The 20,769-nt window shown below is 68.0% G+C and carries 21 protein-coding genes; 12 read left to right on the plus strand and 9 right to left on the minus strand.

The annotated features are described in order from the left end of the window. Positions 1 to 114: 114 nt before the first annotated feature. Positions 115 to 513, plus strand: a complete 399-nt coding sequence (locus EV668_RS08645) for a hypothetical protein (protein WP_133769355.1) — start codon at positions 115 to 117, stop codon at positions 511 to 513. Between the two features lie 10 nt (positions 514 to 523). Here EV668_RS08645 and EV668_RS08650 read toward each other — a convergent pair whose 3' ends face one another. Beyond that, entirely contained in the window at positions 524 to 1,960 is a 1,437-nt protein-coding gene (locus tag EV668_RS08650; protein WP_133769356.1) for a Do family serine endopeptidase, read from the minus strand. A gap of 220 nt (positions 1,961 to 2,180) precedes the next feature. On the opposite strand from EV668_RS08650, the gene EV668_RS08655 reads away from it, so the two are divergent. Further along, complete coding sequence (locus tag EV668_RS08655; RefSeq protein ID WP_133770103.1) at positions 2,181 to 3,467, plus strand: glycosyltransferase family 4 protein; 1,287 nt, start codon at positions 2,181 to 2,183, stop codon at positions 3,465 to 3,467. Between the two features lie 30 nt (positions 3,468 to 3,497). Here the strand turns inward: EV668_RS08655 and EV668_RS08660 are convergent, their stop codons facing one another. The 5 genes from EV668_RS08660 to rpsM all read right to left on the minus strand — a co-directional run bounded on the left by EV668_RS08660 (position 3,498) and on the right by rpsM (position 7,455). After that, positions 3,498 to 4,616 carry an acyltransferase family protein gene (locus EV668_RS08660; protein ID WP_133769357.1) on the minus strand — a complete coding sequence of 373 codons (1,119 nt, stop codon included), beginning with the start codon at positions 4,614 to 4,616 and terminating at the stop codon, positions 3,498 to 3,500. A 138-nt stretch (positions 4,617 to 4,754) separates the two neighbouring features. Continuing rightward, positions 4,755 to 5,177: a 50S ribosomal protein L17 gene (rplQ, locus tag EV668_RS08665; protein WP_133769358.1), complete on the minus strand. Its 423-nt coding sequence runs from the start codon at positions 5,175 to 5,177 to the stop codon at positions 4,755 to 4,757. A 220-nt stretch (positions 5,178 to 5,397) separates the two neighbouring features. Then, positions 5,398 to 6,414 carry a DNA-directed RNA polymerase subunit alpha gene (locus EV668_RS08670; RefSeq protein ID WP_245512948.1) on the minus strand — a complete coding sequence of 339 codons (1,017 nt, stop codon included), beginning with the start codon at positions 6,412 to 6,414 and terminating at the stop codon, positions 5,398 to 5,400. 95 nt (positions 6,415 to 6,509) lie between these two features. Further along, the gene (gene rpsK, locus EV668_RS08675; protein ID WP_133769360.1) at positions 6,510 to 6,899 is read right to left on the minus strand and encodes a 30S ribosomal protein S11; all 390 of its coding nucleotides are present in this window, start codon (positions 6,897 to 6,899) and stop codon (positions 6,510 to 6,512) included. A 187-nt stretch (positions 6,900 to 7,086) separates the two neighbouring features. Next, a complete protein-coding gene (gene rpsM / locus EV668_RS08680) occupies positions 7,087 to 7,455 on the minus strand; it encodes a 30S ribosomal protein S13 (RefSeq protein WP_133769361.1) in 369 nt (122 codons plus the stop codon). A 353-nt stretch (positions 7,456 to 7,808) separates the two neighbouring features. Here rpsM and EV668_RS08685 point away from each other — a divergent pair, with 353 nt between their 5' ends. Beyond that, positions 7,809 to 8,213 (plus strand): hypothetical protein, encoded by a 405-nt coding sequence (locus EV668_RS08685; RefSeq protein WP_133769362.1) that lies wholly within the window; start codon positions 7,809 to 7,811, stop codon positions 8,211 to 8,213. 34 nt (positions 8,214 to 8,247) lie between these two features. Here EV668_RS08685 and EV668_RS25275 read toward each other — a convergent pair whose 3' ends face one another. Then, on the minus strand, positions 8,248 to 8,598 hold the full coding sequence (locus EV668_RS25275) for a hypothetical protein (protein ID WP_245512950.1): 351 nt from the start codon (positions 8,596 to 8,598) through the stop codon (positions 8,248 to 8,250). On the opposite strand from EV668_RS25275, the gene EV668_RS08695 reads away from it, so the two are divergent. From EV668_RS08695 to EV668_RS08735, 9 genes are all read left to right on the plus strand, one after another. Beyond that, positions 8,591 to 9,523 carry a polyprenyl synthetase family protein gene (locus EV668_RS08695; protein ID WP_245512952.1) on the plus strand — a complete coding sequence of 311 codons (933 nt, stop codon included), beginning with the start codon at positions 8,591 to 8,593 and terminating at the stop codon, positions 9,521 to 9,523. The two genes, EV668_RS25275 and EV668_RS08695, sit on opposite strands and share 8 nt — an antisense overlap. Positions 9,524 to 9,631: 108 nt before the next feature. After that, on the plus strand, positions 9,632 to 11,545 hold the full coding sequence (gene dxs, locus EV668_RS08700) for a 1-deoxy-D-xylulose-5-phosphate synthase (protein WP_208111494.1): 1,914 nt from the start codon (positions 9,632 to 9,634) through the stop codon (positions 11,543 to 11,545). 16 nt (positions 11,546 to 11,561) lie between these two features. Beyond that, the gene (gene hpnA, locus EV668_RS08705; RefSeq protein WP_133769364.1) at positions 11,562 to 12,548 is read left to right on the plus strand and encodes a hopanoid-associated sugar epimerase; all 987 of its coding nucleotides are present in this window, start codon (positions 11,562 to 11,564) and stop codon (positions 12,546 to 12,548) included. After that, positions 12,545 to 13,423 (plus strand): squalene synthase HpnC, encoded by an 879-nt coding sequence (gene hpnC, locus EV668_RS08710; RefSeq protein WP_133769365.1) that lies wholly within the window; start codon positions 12,545 to 12,547, stop codon positions 13,421 to 13,423. The genes hpnA and hpnC overlap by 4 nt, the downstream gene beginning before the upstream one ends. Beyond that, entirely contained in the window at positions 13,420 to 14,244 is an 825-nt protein-coding gene (hpnD, locus tag EV668_RS08715) for a presqualene diphosphate synthase HpnD (RefSeq protein WP_133769366.1), read from the plus strand. Before hpnC ends, hpnD begins: the two co-directional genes overlap by 4 nt. Then, positions 14,241 to 15,530 carry a hydroxysqualene dehydroxylase HpnE gene (gene hpnE, locus EV668_RS08720; RefSeq protein ID WP_133769367.1) on the plus strand — a complete coding sequence of 430 codons (1,290 nt, stop codon included), beginning with the start codon at positions 14,241 to 14,243 and terminating at the stop codon, positions 15,528 to 15,530. The genes hpnD and hpnE overlap by 4 nt, the downstream gene beginning before the upstream one ends. Next, positions 15,527 to 17,494 carry a squalene--hopene cyclase gene (gene shc / locus EV668_RS08725; RefSeq protein ID WP_425359596.1) on the plus strand — a complete coding sequence of 656 codons (1,968 nt, stop codon included), beginning with the start codon at positions 15,527 to 15,529 and terminating at the stop codon, positions 17,492 to 17,494. Before hpnE ends, shc begins: the two co-directional genes overlap by 4 nt. Positions 17,495 to 17,513: 19 nt before the next feature. Beyond that, positions 17,514 to 17,846 (plus strand): Kazal-type serine protease inhibitor family protein, encoded by a 333-nt coding sequence (locus EV668_RS08730; protein WP_133769368.1) that lies wholly within the window; start codon positions 17,514 to 17,516, stop codon positions 17,844 to 17,846. Positions 17,847 to 17,859: 13 nt separating this feature from the next. Next, entirely contained in the window at positions 17,860 to 18,516 is a 657-nt protein-coding gene (locus EV668_RS08735; RefSeq protein WP_133769369.1) for a phosphorylase family protein, read from the plus strand. Positions 18,517 to 18,543: 27 nt separating this feature from the next. Here EV668_RS08735 and hpnH read toward each other — a convergent pair whose 3' ends face one another. Both hpnH and ispH read right to left on the minus strand, forming a co-directional pair. Beyond that, the gene (gene hpnH, locus EV668_RS08740) at positions 18,544 to 19,731 is read right to left on the minus strand and encodes an adenosyl-hopene transferase HpnH (RefSeq protein WP_133769370.1); all 1,188 of its coding nucleotides are present in this window, start codon (positions 19,729 to 19,731) and stop codon (positions 18,544 to 18,546) included. A 20-nt stretch (positions 19,732 to 19,751) separates the two neighbouring features. Continuing rightward, on the minus strand, positions 19,752 to 20,711 hold the full coding sequence (gene ispH, locus EV668_RS08745; RefSeq protein WP_133769371.1) for a 4-hydroxy-3-methylbut-2-enyl diphosphate reductase: 960 nt from the start codon (positions 20,709 to 20,711) through the stop codon (positions 19,752 to 19,754). Positions 20,712 to 20,769: the final 58 nt, after the last annotated feature.

Raw genomic sequence — 20,769 nt, forward strand, 5'->3', positions numbered from 1 at the left:
GGCCGGTGTCGGCCTCTCAAAATGCAGCGATCGAAGCTACGGATTCTTGGTGATGTTCCTCAACCAGGCAGTCACGGCCCGGTGCGACAACGGTCGGACAGCGCGAGATCTCTCATGCACGCCATCGTCGTTTCCGTCGCCGCCGCCATCATCCTGTCCTCGGTGGCGCCTGCCGATGCCCGCCCGCGCGCCCGGTTCAAGTCGTCGAACCCGAGCCCGGTTGCAAGTCCGGCCCACGCGGCGCCCCAGCCGATCCGTCCGGCCCACGGCTCCGGCGGCGTATTGCCGGCGGCGATCGTCGGCGGAGCGATCGGAGCCTCTCGCGGCGCGCGCGCCCGTGGCGACTCATCTGGCGACACGCCGACAGGCTCCACCATCCCTGCCTCCGACCGTGGAACGCTGGCGCCCCTCTCGCCGAGATCGACCTCCGCCGCGGCGCAACCGGCGCGGAAGGCCCGGCCGGCCTGTGCGGCCGGCGCGACGTTCGGCGGCGGCTTCTGCGCCGTGAACTGAGCCGGAGGCGTCAGCCGCCGAAGACGCTCGTCAGCACCTGGCCTGCGCGCCGGATCGAGACCTCCCAGCCCCTGGCACCATCCCGGACGATCCGATCGAGCTCGCGCGTCGTCCGGATGCGGTCGCCGTTGATGGCGACGATCACGTCGCCCTTGCGGAAGCCGAGGCGTTCGGCCGTCGTGCCATCCTCCACCTCCGAGACGACGACGCCTTCCTGCAGGTCGAGATGCATCTCGTCGGAGACGGCCGGGGAGAGATTGACGAGGGTCATGCCGGTAAAGGGCGTCCGCCCGCGCGGGCTGATCGGATCGCGCGCCGGGACCTCTGGCGGCGGACCGAGCTTGATCGTCAGGACCTCGCTCTTGCCGCGGCGATTGACCTTGACCGGGGTCTCGCCCGTCACGCCCTTCAGCGCGAAGCGCCAGCCGAAGGCATCGGGGTCGTCGACGATGCGCCCGTCGACCTCGAGGATCACGTCGCCGGTCCTGAGCCCCGCCTGCTCGGCGGGCCCGCCCGACCGCACCGACGCGACGAGCGCACCGGTCGGCGGGTCGATGCCGAGGCCCTCGGCGAGATCGGCACTCACCTTCTGCAGGGTCGCACCGAGATAGGGCCGCTGCATCGCCTTCGCGCCGGCCTTGGCCGACGCGACGACCGCGCGCACCATGTTCGAGGGGATGGCGAAGCCGATCCCGACGCTGCCGCCCGATTGGGAATAGATGGCGGAATTGATGCCGACGAGGCGTCCGGCCATGTCGACGAGGGCGCCGCCCGAATTGCCCGGATTGATCGAGGCGTCCGTCTGGATGAAGTAGCCGTAATCGCTCACGCCGATATTCGTCCGGGCGAGCCCGGAGACGATCCCCTGCGTCACCGTCTGCCCGACGCCGAAGGGGTTGCCGATGGCGAGGACGAGATCGCCGACCTGGAGTTCGTCGGGGTCGCCGAGGTCGATCGCGCGGTAGGTCCCCTTCCCTTTCAGCCTGAGGACGGCGAGATCGGTGCGCGGATCCCGCAGGAGGATTTCCGCCTCGACCTCGCGCCGGTCATGCAGCGCCACCTTCACCTCGGTCATGCTCGCGATGACGTGGTTGTTGGTGACGACGAGGCCCGAGGAATCCACGATCACGCCCGAGCCGAGCGAGCGCTGCGTGCGCTCCGGCGCCATGCTGGGCCCGCGCTCCCCGAAGAAGCGGCGGAAGAACTCGTCCATCTGCGCCATGCGCGGGTTCTTCTCGACCCGCGCGCCGTAGACGTTGACTACCGAGCCGACCGCGTTGCGGACGACGGGCGCGAAGGAGAGCTGAACCTGCGGCTGCCCCGTCGGCACGGTCCGCTGAGGTTCCGCCGCGCGGCCGTCGCGGAGCGTCTGGGAACTGGCCGGCACGGAAGCGAGCAGACAGGCGGCCAAGGCGAGGCCGACCGGTCCATGCAGGGTCGGACGCATGATCCCATCCTCTTGATCGCGAGCCTGTCGCTCCGGGAAGGAACGCGACTCGACGGCTGCGGGTCCCTTCTTCCGTTATGCCCTCCGCCGGCCCCGGGGAAGCCGGCCCGGCGGCCGCGAGACGATCGAGCGCTCCTTCTCGATTGCGTTAAGCGCGATGCAATCCCCACATGAGACGATCGCGAGCTTCCTCGTGGGAGGCCAGCCAAGGGCGCCCGCTTTGCACGTCGTCATCATCCTCGATCACGCCTACATCAATGGCGGGCAGGCCAATGTCGCGCTCGCCTCGGCTCTCGGGCTGAAGGCGCGCGGGCACGAGGTGACGGTGTTCGCCGCGGTCGGCCCCGTCGACCAGCGCCTGACGGAGGCCGGGATCGACGTCGTCTGCCTCGGCCAGGACGACGTGAACTCTCAAAAGAATCCGCTCGCCTTCGCCGTCCAGGTCATCTGGAACGCGCCGGCTCGCCGGGCGCTCGACAAGTTGCTGGCGACGCTCGATCCCGCCCGCAGCATCGTGCATGTCCATGGCTGGGCGAAAGCCCTCTCGCCCTCGATCGGCCGCGCGCTCAAGGCCCATCCGGCGCTGCCGATCGCCTATACGATGCACGAGTTCTTCCTCGTCTGCCCCAACGGCGGCTTCTACGATTACCCTGCCGAGACGGTGTGCCACCGGACGCCGATGTCGCTCGCCTGCATCACGCGCAATTGCGACAGCCGGAACTATCCCCGCAAGGTGCTCCGCCTCGTCCGCCACGCAGCGCTCGACCATCTCAGCGGCCTGCCCGAGGCCTGCCGGCACGTGATCACGATCAGCGATCTCCAGGTCGAGGTGGCCGGGCCCTATTTCCGACCCGGCACGAGCTTCTACCGCGTCGACAACCCGATCGACGTGCCCGATCTCGGCCCGAAGACCGATCCAGCCTCGGGCGGGTTCCTGTTCGTCGGGCGCCTCTCGCCGGAAAAGGGGGCCGCGCTCTTCGCCCAGGCAGCCGACCAGGCGGGCATCCCGGCGACCTTCGTCGGCGACGGCCCGAGCGGCGACGAGTTGCGGACGCGCTACCCCGGGGCGACCTTCCTCGGCTGGAAGTCGCCCGCCGAGGTGCGGATGCTGATGCGCGAGGCACGGGCGCTCGTCTTCCCCTCCGTCTGGTACGAGGGCCAGCCGCTCACCGTGCTCGAATCGCTTGCCGTCGGCACGCCGGTGATCGTGAGCGACGTCTGCGCCGGACGGGAATCGGTCGTCGATGGCGAGACGGGGCTCTGGTTCCGCACGAGCGATGTCGGCGACCTCGCCCGCTGCCTGACCACGCTCTCGGATGACGCGCTCGTCGCGCGGATGTCGCGCGCTGCCTACGACCGGTACTGGGCGCGTCCCCTGACGCTCGACGCGCATCTCGACCGCCTCGAGGAGGTCTATGCGCAGATTGCCCACCTTCAGGCGCCGGCGCTTCAGGCGAGCGTGATGTCGGACGCCCCGACGAGGCTCGCAGCCGGATCGCGCTCCTGACGGCCGGCCGGAGGGCTCTGCGCGTCCGGGTCAGGCGACAGGGCTGAGCGGCGGCACCGCCTCGTTGGGACGCATCGTGCGCGGCGGTCGGCCGACGAGCCACGCCGACAGCGCCGCCGTCACCGGCCGTTCGATCCATCGGTAGAGCAGCCAGGCCGCTGGGATCGTCGAGAGGACCGCGAGGACGAAATAGGCCGGAAGCCATTCCCGGCCGAATCCCAGCGTGATCCAGATCCTGGCCGTGATCGTCAGCACGAGCCCGTGCCCGAGATAGAGGCTGTAGGACGAATCGCCCACGGCCTTGAGAAAGAGCGCGAGACGCGTCTGCTCGAAGCGGCGATCCGGGATCGCGAACACGTTCACCGCGACGATGAGCCCGGCGACGCCCCAATGGAGCGGCCGCCAGCCGAGCGCCTCCGAGTCGGTCCCCGGAAAGAACGTCATTTCGATCACCGCGAGCCCGATGGCGATGACGAAGGGATAGGGGATCGGCAGCAGGCGCCCACGCTGCCGCGCGGCGAGATAGAGCCGCCCAAGCCCCACGCCGAGCAGGAACTCGAGCAGGAGCGGAGCGGTCCAGGCGACCGCGATCGTTCCCTCCGGCTGCGTCGCGTGCCCGAGCCCGACCAGGCCGATCATCCCGAGCCCGATCACGAGGAGCCCGAGATCCCGCCGCAGGACCAGCCCGAGCGCGAACAGGCTGTAGAAGAACATCTCGTAATTCAGGCTCCATCCGAGCCCGACCACCGGCCGGAACATGCCGTCCTGGAGGCCGTAGGGGATGAAGAGCATCGACAGCAGCACCTCGGTCGCCCCGAATGGCGTGCCGGCCGCATCGGGCTTGATGACCCGCAACAGCACCTCGATGGCGATGAACAGCCAGTAGAGCGGCACGATCCGGATGACGCGCCGGAGCATGAACCGGCCCGTCGCGCCCGGCTGCCCGAACTCGCCTGATGCCGTAACACACATCAGGAACCCGCTGATAACAAAGAAGATATCGACCCCGAACGTACCGTCGATCCGCAGGCCGGGCTGCGGCCAGCCCTGAATCTCGCAGATCCGGTCGACCTTGATCAGGCCGTGCGAGAGGACGACCAGCATCGCGGCCAGGCCGCGCAGGTATTGCAGGCGGTGAATGGTTCCCAAGACTGAAGCCGCTCCGGTCGGGGGTTCACTCTGCACCGGCGCAGGATGCCAAGAGTTTAACCCGATCGGCGAGAGTGACCGGAAACGAAAAAGGCCGCGACATCGTCGCGGCCTTCGAACTCGTGAGAGGACGTCGCCTTATGCGGCGGCTTCGTCCGTCTCGACCTTCTGCGACGGGCCGGAGTCCTTGCCCTTGGCATCGACGTCGCGATCGACGAACTCGATCACGGCGAGAGGCGCGTTGTCGCCCTGGCGGAAGCCGGCCTTCATCACGCGGCAATAGCCGCCGGAACGGTCCTTGTAGCGCGGGCCGAGCACGGCGAAGAGCTTCTTGACCATGTCCTCGTCGCGAAGCTGGGACATGGCGTTGCGGCGGGCGTGAAGGTCGCCGCGCTTGCCGAGCGTGATGAGCTTCTCGACGACCGGACGCAGGTCCTTCGCCTTCGGCAGCGTGGTGACGATCTGCTCGTGCTTGATGAGGGCCGCCGACATGTTCGCGAACATCGCCTTGCGATGCTCGGCCGAACGGTTGAAGCGGCGACCGCGGAATCCGTGACGCATGATGGGCTCTCCTGATCTTCACGGCCGCCGTGCCAAGGGTCGGCCGTTCCTTTTGAGTTGACGTTTTTTACCTCTCCCCTTGCGGGAGAGATCGCGTTGCGCGCCAGCGCAACCGGGTGAGGGGCGAGCCCCCCGAGTCTACCGGAGAGGAAATCCCCTCATCCGGCCGACGCCTCGCGTCGCTCGACTTCTCCCACGAGGGGAGAAGCGATCCGGCGCCTCAGTAGTGCTCTTCGAAGCGCTTGGCGAGGTCCTCGATGTTCTCCGGCGGCCAGCCCGGCACTTCCATGCCGAGATGCAGGCCCATGCCGGCGAGCACTTCCTTGATCTCGTTGAGCGACTTGCGGCCGAAGTTCGGGGTGCGCAGCATCTCGCCCTCCGACTTCTGGATCAGGTCGCCGATATAGACGATGTTGTCGTTCTTCAGGCAGTTCGCCGAGCGCACCGACAGTTCGAGCTCGTCGACCTTCTTGAGGAGCGCCGGATTGAACGGAAGCTGCGGCGCCAGGGCCTGGGCCTCCTCGCGGCGCGGCTCCTCGAAGTTCACGAAGACTGAGAGCTGGTCCTGGATGATGCGCGCGGCGTAGGCGACGGCATCCTCCGGCGAGACCGCGCCGTTGGTCTCGACCGTCATGGTCAGCTTGTCCTTGTCGAGATCCTGGCCTTCGCGGGTGTTCTCGACGCGGAAGGAGACCTTGCGGACCGGCGAGAACAGGCTGTCGACCGGGATGAGGCCGATCGGCGCGTCTTCGGGACGGTTGCGCTCGGAGGGGACGTAGCCCTTGCCGTTCGTGACCGTGAACTCCATCCGGATCTCGGCGCCCTCGTCCAGCGTGCAGAGCACGAGGTCGGGGTTCAGGACCTGGATGTCGCCCGTCGTGTTGATGTCGCCGGCGGTGACGGTGCCGGGACCGGTCTTGCGGAGCGACAGACGCTTCGGCGTGTCCGACTGCATCCGGATCGCGATCGTCTTCACGTTCAGGATGATGTCGGTCACGTCCTCGCGGACGCCCGGGATGGACGAGAACTCGTGCAGCACGCCGTCGATGTGCACGGACGTCACCGCCGCACCCTGGAGCGACGACAGCAGCACGCGCCGCAGCGCGTTGCCGAGCGTGGTGCCGAAGCCGCGCTCCAGCGGCTCGGCGACCATCGTCGCGACACGCTTCGGATCGTCGCCCTGCGTGATGGCGAGCTTGTTCGGCTTGATCAGCTCTTTCCAGTTCTTCTGAATCACGGGCCTACCCCTCGAACGGCGATCGCGGGACAGCGGTTTTGAGCCGCGCCCCGCCCGATCGCATGATTGGATGGGGCCGCAAGGCCCCGGATGCATCAGACGCGGCGGCGCTTGCGCGGCCGGCAGCCGTTATGCGGGATGGGCGTCACGTCCCGGATCGACGTCACCGTGAAACCGGTGGCCTGGAGAGCGCGAAGTGCCGACTCGCGCCCGGAGCCGGGACCGGACACCTCGACCTCGAGGGTCCGCATGCCGTGTTCGGAGGCCTTGCGGGCCGCATCCTCGGCCGCGACCTGAGCCGCGTAGGGGGTGGACTTGCGGGAGCCCTTGAAGCCCATCGCGCCGGCCGACGACCAGGAGATCGTGTTCCCCTGCGCGTCCGTGATCGTGATCATCGTGTTGTTGAACGAGGCGTGCACATGGGCGACGCCCGACACGATGTTCTTGCGTTCGCGGCGGCGGACGCGGGTTGCTTCTTTTGCCATGTCTCGTGAGATCCTTCAGGCGCGCCCGTATCTCCAGGCGCTCGGGATGGAGGTAATCGGCCCGGCGTACCGGGCGTCTGTCGTCCCGACCGCAGCGAGGCTGAGGACCAGGATCGGGTTGGGCATTCCGGTGCCCGATCCCCGGGACGAGCCCGGGGATGACCTGTCGCGCCGAAGGCGCGTCAGGTCACTTCTTCTTGCCGGCGATCGGCTTGGACTTGCCCTTGCGGGTGCGAGCGTTGGTGTGGGTGCGCTGACCGCGGACGGGCAGGTTGCGGCGATGACGGAGGCCGCGGTAGCAGCCGAGATCCATCAGCCGCTTGATGTTCATCGAGACCTCGCGGCGAAGATCGCCCTCGACCTGGTAATCCCGGTCGATCGTCTCGCGGATCTGAAGCACCTCGGCATCGGTGAGCTGGTTCACGCGGCGCTCGGCCGGGATCGAAACCTTCTCGACGATCTCCTGCGCCTTTCTGGCGCCGATACCGTGAATATACTGAAGCGCGATCACGACGCGCTTGTTCGTCGGAATGTTGACGCCTGCGATACGGGCCACGCCGCCTTCTCCTCGACACCTTCGGAAAGGTGTTTCTAAAACTGCTTTCGAGCGATTCTCCAGCCGTCAAACGCGCATAAAACGCAGGCACACCCTTTCGGGGAGCGCCGTGCGACGGTGTCTATCGGCTCGATGGACTGGTGCCCTTAAGGCCGAAGCCCGCAGGAGTCAACGATGTCTGCCTCGGCGCGGTCGACATGTCGACGCCAGCCCCGTGTTGCCGCCGCGCTGCGGACATCGCGCGCCGGATCGCGTAAGGCGGGATTTCGGTGAGGCGCCAGCGCGGCCCCGACCCGGAGACGAGGCCGTTTCGCCGAGCGGAGCGGTTCCAGAAGCCAAAGGGCCTGTTGCCGATGATCCGTCGCCTTCGAATCGCTCTGGCCGCCGGCGGGCTCGCCTTCGTCGGCGCCTGCGCGAATGACAGCTTCACGTATACGATGGAGCGTTACGGGGCCGTGAAGGGCGTCACGGTCAAGCTGCGCTGCCGCGACGCCTACGAGGTGTTCGACCGCTATGACGCGCGCTCGCTGATCGTGGTCACGAACCCTGTGAGCGAATTGGTCGGCGGCTGCCTCGAAGGCGGGGCCGATCGTGCGGTGCGCCAGCGCGAGGTCGCTCGAATCTATCTCGAGGAAAGGGCGAAGCGGCCGCTCTGCAGGATCACGCGGGAGCGCGACATCACCGGCCTGCAGCGGGAATTCGACTATCGGTGTCCGGACGATCCGAAAGCTGCGCCGCCTCGGCTGCAGCGGGGGTGAGGCGGCGTACGACGCCGCCTCACATCAAAGGACCCTAGCGGGTCTGACCTTCCGTGAACTGGCGCTCGAGCGCCTTCTCGCCGTCCCGGCGCGCGGCATCCTCCGAGCGCTGGAGCCGATCCGAGCGCTGAATCAGCTTGCCATGGCGCCGAATCGTCCATTCGAAAGCGCCCGGCGAGCGCGTGGAGACCTGAACATCGAGTGTGTAGGGATGGGTATTCATCCGGCGGCCATGCCACGAAGTTGGGGCAAGATCGTGGCTATGGGGAGATCTCCGTTCCGTATCGTGAACGCGCACCGTGCCGATCGCAGCGGCGTTGACCTGATTGACGGGATCGGCGAAGCCGCAGCTTAGATTGAATCCAGGTGTACCAGCCTTGAGCAAAGACGCGTTCCGAGCCCGTCTCGAAGGAACGGCCGCCGCGATCGAGAGCCTTCTCGACCGGCTGCTGTCATCCTCGCCGATGCCCGGCGAGATCGCACGGCCGCCCCGCGTCCTGGATGCCATGCGCTATGCGATGCTCGGCGGAGGCAAGCGCCTGCGGCCGCATCTCGTGGTCGAGACCGCCCGGCTCTTCGGGCGCGAGGACGAAGGCGTGCTCCGGGCCGCGGCGGCGGTCGAGTGCGTCCACGGCTACAGCCTCGTCCATGACGATCTCCCGGCGATGGACGACGACGAACTGCGTCGCGGCAAACCGACCGTGCATCGCGCTTTCGACGTCGCCACGGCGATTCTCGCCGGCGACGGCCTCCTGACCCTCGCGTTCGACATGCTGGCCGATACGCCGACCGATCCGGATCCGGCGGTGCGCATCGCGCTCGTCCTGGCGCTCAGCCGGGCCTCCGGCCTCGGCGGCATGGTCGGGGGCCAGATGCTGGACCTCGAGGCCGAAGGTCGGTTCGCGGCCGACGGCAAGCCCATCGCGGGCAGCGAAGAGGACACGCTGCGGCTTCAGGCGATGAAGACCGGCGCGATTCTCGCAGCCTCGGTGGACATGGGCGCCATCATCGGCCGCGCCGAGGACTCCCAGCGCAATGCCCTTGCGGCATACGGCCGGGCGCTCGGCCAGGCCTTTCAGGTCGCCGACGACCTGCTCGACGCCGAGGGAGAAGCCGACCTCGTCGGCAAGGCGACCGGCAAGGATGCCGCCCGCGGCAAGGCCACCCTCGTCTCCCTTTACGGAGTCGACGGGGCCCGATCGCGCCTGCGCCGGCTCGTCGACGAAGCGCGCGATTCCCTTACGGCTTTCGGACCGGCCGGGGATGCCCTCGCCCGCACCGCCGTCTTCGTCGCCGAACGGCAAAGCTGACGCCGAACTCCGCCGCCCCTCCCCTCAACGCCGCAGAGACGGGTTCTCTTTTGGCTCAAAAGGGTGCAGAGGTGTTTGGAACCAGATCAAGTTACGACGAGAACATCGTTGCCCGTTTCCACTCCGCTGCTCGACCGGGTCGACACCCCGGAAGACCTTCGCAAACTGCCCGAATCCCAGCTGACGACTCTGGCCGAGGAATTGCGCGCCGAGACCATCGACGCCGTCTCGGTCACGGGGGGGCATCTGGGCGCCGGTCTCGGGGTGGTGGAGCTGACGGTCGCTCTCCATTACGTCTTTGACACCCCGCGCGATCGTGTGATCTGGGACGTCGGCCACCAGGCCTATCCCCATAAGATCCTCACCGGCCGCCGCGACCGCATTCGCACCCTGCGCCAGGGCGGAGGCCTGTCCGGCTTCACCAAGCGGTCGGAGAGCGAATACGACCCCTTCGGCGCGGCCCATTCCTCGACCTCGATCTCGGCCGGCCTCGGCATGGCCGTCGCCCGCGACCAGCAGGGCGGCACGAACAACGTCATCGCCGTCATCGGTGACGGAGCGATGTCGGCGGGCATGGCCTACGAGGCCATGAACAATGCAGGCCATCTCAAGAGCCGCCTGATCGTCGTCCTCAACGACAACGACATGTCGATCGCGCCCCCGACCGGCGCGATGTCGGCCTATCTCGCACGTCTCGTTTCGGGAAAAACGTACCGGTCCTTGCGGGAAATCGGTAAGCATCTCGCCGAAAAGCTGCCGCGCTTTCTGCACGAGAAGGCGGCGAAGGCCGAGGAGTTCGCGCGCAGCTTCGTGACCGGCGGAACGCTGTTCGAGGAGCTCGGCTTCTATTATGTCGGCCCGGTCGACGGCCATAACCTCGACCACCTGCTGCCCGTGCTGAAGAACGTCCGGGACACGGAGACGGGCCCGATCCTCGTCCACGTCGTCACCCAGAAGGGCAAGGGCTACGCCCCGGCCGAGGAATCGGCCGACAAGTATCACGGCGTCGTGCCGTTCGATGTCGTCACGGGTACCCAGGCGAAGGCCAAGGCCAATGCACCGGCCTATACCAAGGTCTTCGCGGAGCACCTCGCCAAGGAGGCGCGCGACGACAGGCGCATCGTCGCCGTCACGGCCGCGATGCCGTCCGGCACCGGGCTCGACGCCTTCGCCAAGGAGTTTCCCGACCGGACGTTCGACGTCGGGATCGCCGAGCAGCATGCGGTGACCTTCGCCGCCGGCATGGCGACGGAGGGCCTGAAGCCCTTCTGCGCCATCTATTCGACCTTCCTCCAGCGCGGCTACGATCAGGTGGTCCACGACGTCGCGCTCCAGAACCTGCCGGTCCGCTTCGCGCTCGACCGGGCGGGCCTCGTCGGGGCGGACGGCGCCACCCATGCGGGCTCCTTCGACATCGCCTATCTCGGCTGCCTTCCCAGCATGACCATCATGGCGGCGGCCGACGAGGCCGAGCTTGCTCATATGGTGGCGACGGCGGCGGCCTATGATGACGGCCCCATCGCCTTCCGCTTCCCCCGGGGCGAGGGCGTCGGGGTCGAGATGCCCGAGCGCGGCCGCATCCTGCGGATCGGTGAAGGCCGGATCGTTCGCGAAGGGACCCGGGTCGCGATCCTGTCGCTCGGCACGCGGCTCGCCGAGGCCCTGAAGGCGGCCGAGGAACTCGAGGCACGCGGATTGTCGACCACAGTGGCCGATGCCCGCTTCGCGAAGCCGCTCGACGAGACCATGATCCTGCGCCTCGCCCGCGACCACGAGGTCCTCATCACGCTCGAAGAAGGTTCGGTCGGCGGCTTCGGCTCGTTCGTGCTGCAGCTCCTCGCGGAGCGCGGAATGCTCGATCGCGGCCTCAAGGTCCGGTCGCTCGTGCTGCCGGATACCTATCTCGACCATGACAAGCCGGATCGGATGTACGCTCAGGCGGAGCTGGATGCGGCCGCGATCGTCAAGCGCGTCTTCGACGTCCTCGGCAGCAATGCAGGCGGCCTGAAGGCCCGCGCCTGAGCGGCCCGCCGCTGATATGACGGAGCAGGCGACCGGAACGGTTCTCGTCACCGGTGCCTCGGGCTTCGTCGGCTCGGCGATCGCAGCCACGGCTCGACGAGCCGGATACACCGTCCGTGTCCTGATCCGGCCATCCAGCGTCCGCACCAACATCGATCCGGCAGATGACGTGTTCGTCGGCGACCTGAACGATCCCGCCTCCCTGCCGCCGGCGCTCGACGGCGTGCGTTACCTCGTCCATGCCGCGGCCGATTATCGTCTCTGGGCGCGCCATCCGGGCGAGATGGAGCGGACGAATGTCGAAGGCACGCGAAACCTGATGCGCGCCGCCATGTCCGCCGGAACCGAGCGGATCGTCTACACCTCGAGCACCGCGACTCTGAGGCCCGGCGGCAACGAAGCCGGCGCGCTGGCTCCGACGGAGGCGATCGGCACCTACAAGCGCAGCAAGGTCCTGGCGGAGCGCGCCGTTGAGGCGATGATCGCGGACGGGCTGCCGGCCGTCATCGTCCACCCGTCGACGCCGGTCGGACCGGGCGACGTCAAGCCGACGCCGACGGGCCGCATCATCGTCGAGGCGGCTTCCGGCCGGATGCCGGGCTATGTCGATACGGGCCTCAACCTCGTCCATGTCGACGACGTCGCGGCCGGACATCTCGCGGCGCTGCGCCGGGGTCGGATCGGCGAGCGCTACATCCTCGGCGGCGAGAATGTCCTGCTCTCCCAGTTGCTCGCCGATATCGCGGCGCTCGTGGGACGCCGGGCGCCGCGCCTGCGCTTCCCCCGGACTGCGATCTGGCCGGTGGCCGTGGTCGCGGAGGCGCTGGCCGTCATCAGCGGGCGAGAACCCTTCGTCTCACGGGACGCCCTGCGGATGGCGAAATATCGTATGTTCTTCGACGATCGGAAGGCGCGCGCGGAGCTGGGCTATGTCTCGCGGCCCTATCGCGAAGGCCTGGCCGACGCGGTCGCCTGGTTCCGTGGCGCGGGATATCTCACATGACCATCAGCGCCAGCGAGACGAAATCCGGAAAGGGGCACAAGGACGAGAACTTTCCCGTCGCCTCTCGTCTGATCCATCCGCGCCATCGCGGGCCGATTTTGGCCTTCTATCGATTCGTGCGGGCGGCGGACGACGTCGCCGATCACGCGGACCTGTCATCCGACGAGAAGCTGCGGCTTCTCGATGCGCTCGAGGCCTCGCTGCTCGGAACCGGGCCTTCGGATCCCGAGGCGGAGCCTCTTCGCCGCGCCCTTTCGGAACGTGGCCTCGCGCCGATCCACGCTCAGCATCTCCTCGACGCCTTCCGCCTTGACGCACGGAAATCCCGCACGCGCGACTGGGACGACCTCATGCACTATTGCTCGCTCTCGGCGATGCCGGTGGGCCGCTTCGTGCTCGACGTCCATGGCGAGGAAAGGTCGACCTGGCGCGCGTCGGACCCGCTTTGCGCAGCGCTCCAGGTGATCAACCACCTTCAGGATTGCGGCAAGGACTACCGGAACCTGGATCGCGTCTACCTTCCGGAGGATGCCATGGCGCGGCACGGCGCGACGATCGAGATGCTGGGGGCCGAGCGCGCCTCCCCTGCCCTCCTCGGCGTGATCCGCGAACTCGCGATGCGGACCTCGGGCCTCCTCGCGCAGAGCAGCACCTTCCCCGCCCTGATCGCGGATCGGCGGCTCGGGCTCGAAGTGGCGGTCATCCAGCGGCTCGCCGAGTCGCTCGTCGGAAAGCTCGAGCGGCGCGATCCGCTCGTCGATCGCGTCCATGCGGGCAAGGGAGAAGCCCTCGCCCTCGCCATCGCCGGCGTCGCGCGCGGCCTCTGGCAGCGAGGACGGGGAACACCGCCGGCATCGCTCGGAGCGGCCCGATGAGCGCTACGGCCGGCTCCGCGCAGCCCGCATCCGGCTCCTCGTTCTATCTCGGCATGCGGCTGCTGCCGAAGCCGAAGCGCGAGGCCATGTTCGCGATCTACGGCTTCTGCCGGATCGTGGACGACATCGCCGACGACGGCGGGCCGCGGCCCGAGCGGAAGATCGCCCTCGACCAGTGGCGGGAGGATATCGACGCGCTGTATCGCGGCGACGTCCGGCCGAACGTCGCCTTCCTCGCGCCTCACGTGGAGGCCTACGGCCTGGAACACACCAACTTTCTCGACGTGATCGACGGGATGGAGATGGATGTCACGGCTGACATCCAGGCGCCGGACTGGTCGACGCTGGACCTCTATTGCGACCGCGTCGCAAGCGCCGTCGGTCGTCTCTCGACGCGTGTCTTCGGCCTCGAGAAGGACCGCGGAGACGCTCTCGCCCATCATCTCGGGCGCGCCCTGCAACTGACCAACATCCTGCGCGACGTCGACGAGGACGCGGCCATCGATCGCCTCTACCTTCCCCGCGAGGCGCTCGAAAAGGCAGGGATGACGGACCTGTCGCCGGCCGCCGTCCTCGCCCATCCCGGCCTCGACGAGGCCTGCCGCGAGGTCGCCGCACGGGCGCATCACCATTACGAGCAGGCAGACCGGCTCATGCAGGGCCAGCCTCGCAGCATCGTGCGGGCACCGCGCCTCATGGAGGCGGCCTATCGGTCAGTGCTCGACCGGCTGCTGGTTCGCGGCTTCGCGCCGCCCCGGCCCCGCGTCGGAGTGCAGAAGGGCAAGCTCGTCCTCGCCCTGGTGCGGCAGTTCTTCCGATGACGGGCGGCAGGGTCCATGTCGTCGGCGCGGGGATCGCAGGCCTGAGCGCGGCGACTGCGCTCGCCGAGGCGGGCCGCGCTGTCGTTCTGTACGAGGCGGCGAAGGCGGCCGGCGGGCGCTGCCGGTCCTACTTCGATCCGGCCCTCGGTCTCGCGATCGACAACGGCAATCATCTTCTCCTGTCCGGCAACCGAGACGCGATGGCGTATCTGCGCCGGGTCGGTGGCCGGGACGCGCTCGAAGGCCCCGATCAGGCCGTGTTCGCGTTTCTCGACATACCCAGCGGCTTGCGCTGGCAACTCCGCCCCAATGCCGGCCGGCTGCCATGGTGGGTGGCCTTTCCGTCCCGCAGGGTGCCGGGCACACATCTGCGCGACTATCTCGCGCCGATGCACCTCCTGCGCGCCGATCACACCGCGACCGTCGGCTCGGTCATGCCGGATCGCGGGCTCCTTTGGCAGCGGCTCTGGCGTCCGGTGCTGCTCGCCGCACTCAACACGGAGCCGGAGGACAGCGCGGCTGGTCCGGCGGCGGCGATCATCCGCGACACGCTCGGGGCGGGCGGGTACGCCTGCCGGCCTCTGATCGCGACGCACGGGCTGTCTACGGCCTTCGTCGACCCTGCGCTCGGCTATCTCCTGGAGCACCGCGCCGAACGGCGCTTCGGAGCCCGGCTCCGGGCCATCGAGAGCGTGGACGGGCGCGCGTCCCGGCTCGTTTTCACGGACGAGTCGGTCGAGCTCGGCGCACAGGATCAAGTGGTCCTTGCCGTCCCGCCTTGGGTCGCAACGGAACTGCTGCCGGATATCTCGGCCCCCGACGAGTTCCGAGGTATCCTGAACGCGCATTTCGCCATCGCCCCGCCGGCGGGCCAGCCTCGGCTCCTGGGTCTCATCGGAGCGACGGCCGAGTGGCTCTTCGCCTATCCCGACCGCCTGTCGGTGACGATCAGCGCGGCCGACCGGCTGTTCGACATCCCGCGGGAAGAGATCGCAGCCCGAATCTGGGCGGAGGTCGCCCAGGCGACCGGCCTGCCGCGCGATCCGATGCCGCCCTGGCAGATCGTGAAGGAGAAGCGCGCGACCTTCGCGGCGCTCCCGTCCCAGGAGACGCGGCGCCCCGGTGCGCGCACGCATCTGTCGAACCTCGTTCTTGCGGGGGACTGGGTCGCGAACGGCTTGCCCGCGACGATCGAGGGCGCCATCGGATCGGGCGCTTTGGCCGCGTCCATGTTGCAGCACGATAATGGTATGGCGGCCGCTTCCATGGAACAAAGCCGATCGTGAACTTCATCAGCCCCATCGCGACCGATCTTCATCCCGCCGACGCCTCGCTCGACGCGTCCATCGCTCGGGCGACCGACGCCCTGCTCACGGCCCGGAAGAGCGACGGTCATTGGTGCTTCGAACTTGAGGCCGACGCGACCATTCCGGCCGAATACGTCCTCCTCGGTCATTTTCTCGGCGAGGAGCCCAATCTCGACCTCGAGGCGAAGATCGGCCGCTATCTGCGCCGTATCCAGGGCGAGCATGGCGGCTGGCCGCTCTTTCATGGCGGCGCCTTCAACATCTCGGCGACGGTGAAGGCCTATTACGCGCTGAAGATGATCGGGGACGATCCCGACGCCCCTCATATGGTGCGGGCCCGCGAGGCGACGCTCGCCTATGGCGGAGCCGAGCGCGCGAACGTCTTCACGAAGATCCAGCTCGCCTTGTTCGGCCAGATCTCCTGGCGCGCGATCCCCTCGATGCCCGTCGAGATGATCCTCCTGCCGCGCTGGTTCCCGATCCACCTGTCGAAGATGTCCTACTGGGCGCGGACCGTGCTCGCGCCTCTCCTGGTGCTGATGGCGCTGAAGCCGCAGGGCGCCAATCCGCGCGGCATCGGCGTGTCGGAGCTGTTCCTGCCGAAGGGCGCGCCGCGGCCGCCGAAGGAGAAGAGCCACGTGAAGCCCGGCTGGGCCGCCTTCTTCGGCGGCCTCGACGTCGTTCTGAAGGGCGTCGACCGGGCTTGGCCGAAAGGGACGCGCGAGCGGGCCATCGCCAAGGTCGTCGACTTCACCAAGGAGCGTCTGAACGGCGAGGACGGCCTCGGCGCGATCTATCCGGCCATGGCGAATGCCGTGATGATGTTCCACACGCTCGGCTACAAGCCCGACCACCCCGATTACGCGATCGCGCGGCTCGCCCTCGCCAAGCTCGTCGTCGAGAAGGACGACGAGGCTTATTGCCAGCCATGCGTCTCGCCGATCTGGGATACGGGTCTTGCCGCCCATGCCATGATCGAGACGGGCGATCCGCGTGCCGAGGCCGCCGCTGCAGAAGCCCTGCGCTGGCTGAAGCCGCACCAGATCCTCGATGTCGAGGGAGATTGGGCGGAAGCCCGGCCGGGGCTCCGGCCAGGCGGCTGGGCCTTCCAATACGGCAACGACCATTATCCCGACACCGACGACACCGCCGTCGTCGCGATGGCCATGGACAGGCTGAAGCCCAAGCTGGCCGACGGCGCGACCTTCGACGAGCCCATCAAGCGCGCTCTCGAATGGACCGAAGGCATGCAGAGCACGAACGGCGGCTGGGGCGCCTTCGATGCCGACAACACCTACCACTACCTCAACAACATCCCCTTCGCCGACCATGGTGCCCTGCTCGACCCGCCAACGGTCGACGTGTCGGCGCGCTGCATCGGCTTTCTCGCCCAGATGGGCGAGCCGAAGGATTCGCCGCGCATGCAGGCCGCGATCCGCTACGTCGAAGCGGAGCAGATGGCCGATGGAAGCTGGTTCGGGCGGTGGGGCGTGAACTACGTCTACGGCACCTGGTCCGCCCTCTGCGCGCTGAATGCCGCCGGCGTCGAGCCGACTGCGCCGAGCGTGCGCAAGGGCGTCGCCTGGCTCCTGTCCGTCCAGAACCCCGACGGTGGCTGGGGCGAGGATGCCGACAGCTACAAGCTCGACTATTCCGGCTACGAGCCGGCCCCGTCCACCGCATCGCAGACGGCCTGGGCCCTCCTCGGCCTGATGGCGGCAGGAGAGACGGACAACCCGGCCGTCGCGCGAGGCATCGCCTATCTCGTCGCACACCAGGAAGAAGACGGGCTCTGGGGGCAGGAACACTATACCGGCGGCGGCTTCCCCCGTGTCTTCTACCTGCGCTACCATGGCTATCCGAAGTATTTTCCGCTCTGGGCCATGGCGCGCTACCGCAATCTCAAGGCCTCCAACGTCAAGCGCGTGGCCTGGGGCGTATAAGACGGAGGACGAAGACGTGATGCGGCGCTTGATCCAGGCTTCCGCCGCTCTCGCCGTCGTGATGTCGATGGCGGGCGCGGCCTCAGCGCGCGAGCCGTCCGGCCCCGGCCGGCCGTGCGGGGGCGTCGCCGGCTTCCGCTGCGCGCCGGGCCTGACCTGTCAGCTCGAAAGCCGTCGCGGCACCGACCGGATGGGGGTCTGCGTGCGGCCGCGCGACGATCGGGTCATGTGCCCCATGATCTTCCGCCCGGTCTGCGGCCGGGACGGCCGCACCTATTCGAACGACTGCATGATGCGGGCGGCGGGCGTCAGGCTGCGCCACCAGGGCGCCTGTCGCGGCCGGTCGCGCTAGCCACCCCGCGCCGATGACGCTTCTGATCGTCTGCGGGCTGAGCCGGGAAGCGGATGCGGTGCCGGGATCGGGCTTCGCGCGCCTCGTCAGCGGCGGCAGGCGGTCCCGACTGGAACTGCACCTGAGCCGGACCGATCCGACGTCGATGTCCGGCGTCGTCAGCTTCGGCCTCGCCGGCGGATTGGAGCCGGGCCTCGGGGCCGGCGATATCGTGATCGCGGACGAGGTGCGCAGCGAGGACCGGTCCTACCCCTGCTCGGTTTCTCTCGTCGCGGATTGGATCCGGCGTGCGGAGACGGCCGGCATTCCCCTCGCAAGCGGCCGGGCGATGCTCGGCGTCGATGCGCCTGTCGCGTCGGCGGCTGAGAAGGCCGCGCTGCGCGCGCGAACCGGTGCGGCAGCTCTCGACATGGAATCGCATATCGTTGCGGACTGGGCCACGCGGCATGCCCTGCCCTTCGGCGTCCTGCGCGTGATCTCGGATGCCGCCGACGGAACGATCCCACCCGCTGCAATCGCCGCCATGCGCGAGGATGGCGGGATCGACGTTGCAGCGGTGATGCGCAGCCTCGTCCGCAATCCCGGGCAGATCCCCGCGCTCATCCGCACCGCGCGCGACGGCGCGGCGGCATTCCGGATGCTGCGCCGGGCGGCGTCGCTGCTGGCCTGACGCCGCTGCGACGCGGCGCAGGGTCCGTCAGGCCGCGTTGGCGGTCTTCTTGGCCTCGTCGGCCTTGCGCGCCTTCTCGGCGTTGATCTCCGACAGCTTCTGCTGCACGTTCCGCGAGAAGACGTATTCGGCCGGGCGCTGCTTGGAGATGTCGATCTCCTCGGCGAAGGCGCCCTCCGTCTTGATCCCGAAGAGCGACACTTTCGCGGCCTCCCACGGGCGCTTGAAGACATCGGTCACTGCCGTCGCCTCGAAGCCCGAATGGACCATGCAGTCGGCGCATTTCTCATAGTTGCCGACGCCGTAATTGTCCCAGTTCGTGTCTTCCATCAGCTCCTTGAAGGTCTTCGCGTAGCCTTCGCCGAGGAGGTAGCACGGCTTCTGCCAGCCGAAGACCGTGCGCGTCGGGTTGCCCCAGGGCGTGCACTTGTAGGTCTGGTTGCCGGCCAGGAAGTCGAGGAACATGGTGGACTGGTTGAAGGCCCAGCGCGCACCGCCCCGCTTGCCCTTGGAGCCGCGACCGATATGGCCGCGCCGGAAGACGCCCCGGAACAGCTCCTTGGTCGTGCGGCGATTGAGGAAGTGCTTCTGGTCGGGCGCGCGCTCGTAGGCGTAGCCCGGCGAGACGGTGATGCCGTCGACGCCCAGTTCCGTGACCTTGTCGAAGAAGTTCGCGACTTTCTCGGCATCCGCGTCGTTGAAGAAGGTGCAGTTGATGGTGACGCGGAAGCCCTTCTCCTTGGCGAGCTTCAAGGCCGATACCGCCTTGTCGTAGACGCCTTTCCGGCAGACCGACTTGTCGTGCATCTCCTCGTCGCCATCGAGGTGGATCGACCAGGTGAAGTAGGGCGAGGGCTTGTAGTCGTCGATCTTCTTCTCGAGCAGCAGCGCGTTGGTGCAGACGATCGCGTATTTCTTGCGCGCGATGATGCCCTCGACGATCTTCGGCAGGTCCTTGTGGATCAGCGGCTCGCCGCCCGCCATCACGATGACGGGCGCACCGCATTCGTCCACGGCACCCAGCGCGTCCTCGACCGAGATGCGCCGGTTCAGGATCTCGTCCGGATAGTCGATCTTGCCGCAACCCGCGCAGGCGAGGTTGCAGCGGAAGAGCGGCTCCAGCATCAGCACGAGCGGGTAGCGTTTTCGCCCCATCAGGTGCTGCTTGACCACGTAGCCGCCGACGTCGATGACCTGACGGAGAGGAATTCCCACGTTCGGTTCTCTCTTGCTTCCTAAGCCGCGTTCTGAGCAGCGGGCCCGGCCGGCTGCTGCGCGCGCAGGGCGAAGGGCAGGTTGAAGGTGATGTTCTCTTCGGTCCCGTCCAGAAGCTGGACCTCGACCGGCTCGATCTTGCGCAGCGCATCGATGACGCTGTCCACGAGCACCTCCGGCGCCGAGGCGCCGGCGGTCAGCCCGACGGTCTTCGCACCCACGAGCCAGGCCGGATCGACCTCGCTGCCGTCATTGACGAGATAGGACGGGATGCCCGCCTCCTCGCCGACGTCGCGCAGGCGATTGGAGTTCGAGGAATTGCTTGCGCCGACGACGAGCAGGACGTCCACCATGCCGGTCAATTGCCGGACCGCCGCCTGACGGTTCTGCGTCGCGTAGCAGATGTCCTTGGTGTCCGGCCCGACCACGTCGCTGAAGCGGGCCTTCAAGGCCTCGATGATGTGCTTCGTGTCGTCGACCGAGAGGGTCGTCTGGGTGATGTAGGCGATCGGCGCATCGAGGGCCAAGGGCAATGTCGGCACGTCGTCGATCGTCTGCACGAGATGGACCGGGCCATCGACCTGCCCGAGCGTGCCGACGACCTCCGGATGCCCGGCATGGCCGACGAGGACCAGCGTCCTGCCCTGGGTGACGTAGCGACGGCCCTGGTTATGGACCTTCGTCACCAGCGGGCAGGTCGCGTCGAGCACCGGAAGATCGCGCAGCTTCGCGTCGGTCTGGACAGACTTCGCGACGCCATGCGCCGAGAAGACCGTGACCGCGCCGGCCGGCACCTCGTCCAGTTCCTTGACGAAGATCGCCCCCTTGGCCTTCAGGCTTTCGACGACGTGCTTGTTATGGACGATCTCGTGGCGCACGTAGATTGGCGCGCCATACTTCTCCAGCGCCTTCTCGACGATGTCGATGGCGCGGACCACCCCGGCACAGAACCCTCGCGGCTGCGCGAGTACAACCTTCATCGTGTCGTCCTTGACTGGCGGGATCGGAGGATTCGAGGGACGGCTCTGCCCATGCTGC

This window comes from Enterovirga rhinocerotis (genome assembly GCF_004363955.1).
Lineage (GTDB): Bacteria > Pseudomonadota > Alphaproteobacteria > Rhizobiales > Beijerinckiaceae > Enterovirga > Enterovirga rhinocerotis.

What these genes read in the sequence shown, in the direction of transcription:
- EV668_RS08645 (WP_133769355.1), top strand. Translation starts at nt 115, where the DNA reads ATGCACGCCATCGTCGTTTCCGTCGCCGCCGCCATCATCCTGTCCTCG.
- EV668_RS08650 (WP_133769356.1), bottom strand. Translation starts at nt 1,960, where the DNA reads ATGCGTCCGACCCTGCATGGACCGGTCGGCCTCGCCTTGGCCGCCTGT.
- rplQ (WP_133769358.1), bottom strand. Translation starts at nt 5,177, where the DNA reads ATGCGTCACGGATTCCGCGGTCGCCGCTTCAACCGTTCGGCCGAGCAT.
- rpsK (WP_133769360.1), bottom strand. Translation starts at nt 6,899, where the DNA reads ATGGCAAAAGAAGCAACCCGCGTCCGCCGCCGCGAACGCAAGAACATC.
- EV668_RS08685 (WP_133769362.1), top strand. Translation starts at nt 7,809, where the DNA reads ATGATCCGTCGCCTTCGAATCGCTCTGGCCGCCGGCGGGCTCGCCTTC.
- hpnA (WP_133769364.1), top strand. Translation starts at nt 11,562, where the DNA reads ATGACGGAGCAGGCGACCGGAACGGTTCTCGTCACCGGTGCCTCGGGC.
- hpnC (WP_133769365.1), top strand. Translation starts at nt 12,545, where the DNA reads ATGACCATCAGCGCCAGCGAGACGAAATCCGGAAAGGGGCACAAGGAC.
- hpnD (WP_133769366.1), top strand. Translation starts at nt 13,420, where the DNA reads ATGAGCGCTACGGCCGGCTCCGCGCAGCCCGCATCCGGCTCCTCGTTC.
- hpnE (WP_133769367.1), top strand. Translation starts at nt 14,241, where the DNA reads ATGACGGGCGGCAGGGTCCATGTCGTCGGCGCGGGGATCGCAGGCCTG.
- EV668_RS08730 (WP_133769368.1), top strand. Translation starts at nt 17,514, where the DNA reads ATGCGGCGCTTGATCCAGGCTTCCGCCGCTCTCGCCGTCGTGATGTCG.
- EV668_RS08735 (WP_133769369.1), top strand. Translation starts at nt 17,860, where the DNA reads ATGACGCTTCTGATCGTCTGCGGGCTGAGCCGGGAAGCGGATGCGGTG.
- ispH (WP_133769371.1), bottom strand. Translation starts at nt 20,711, where the DNA reads ATGAAGGTTGTACTCGCGCAGCCGCGAGGGTTCTGTGCCGGGGTGGTC.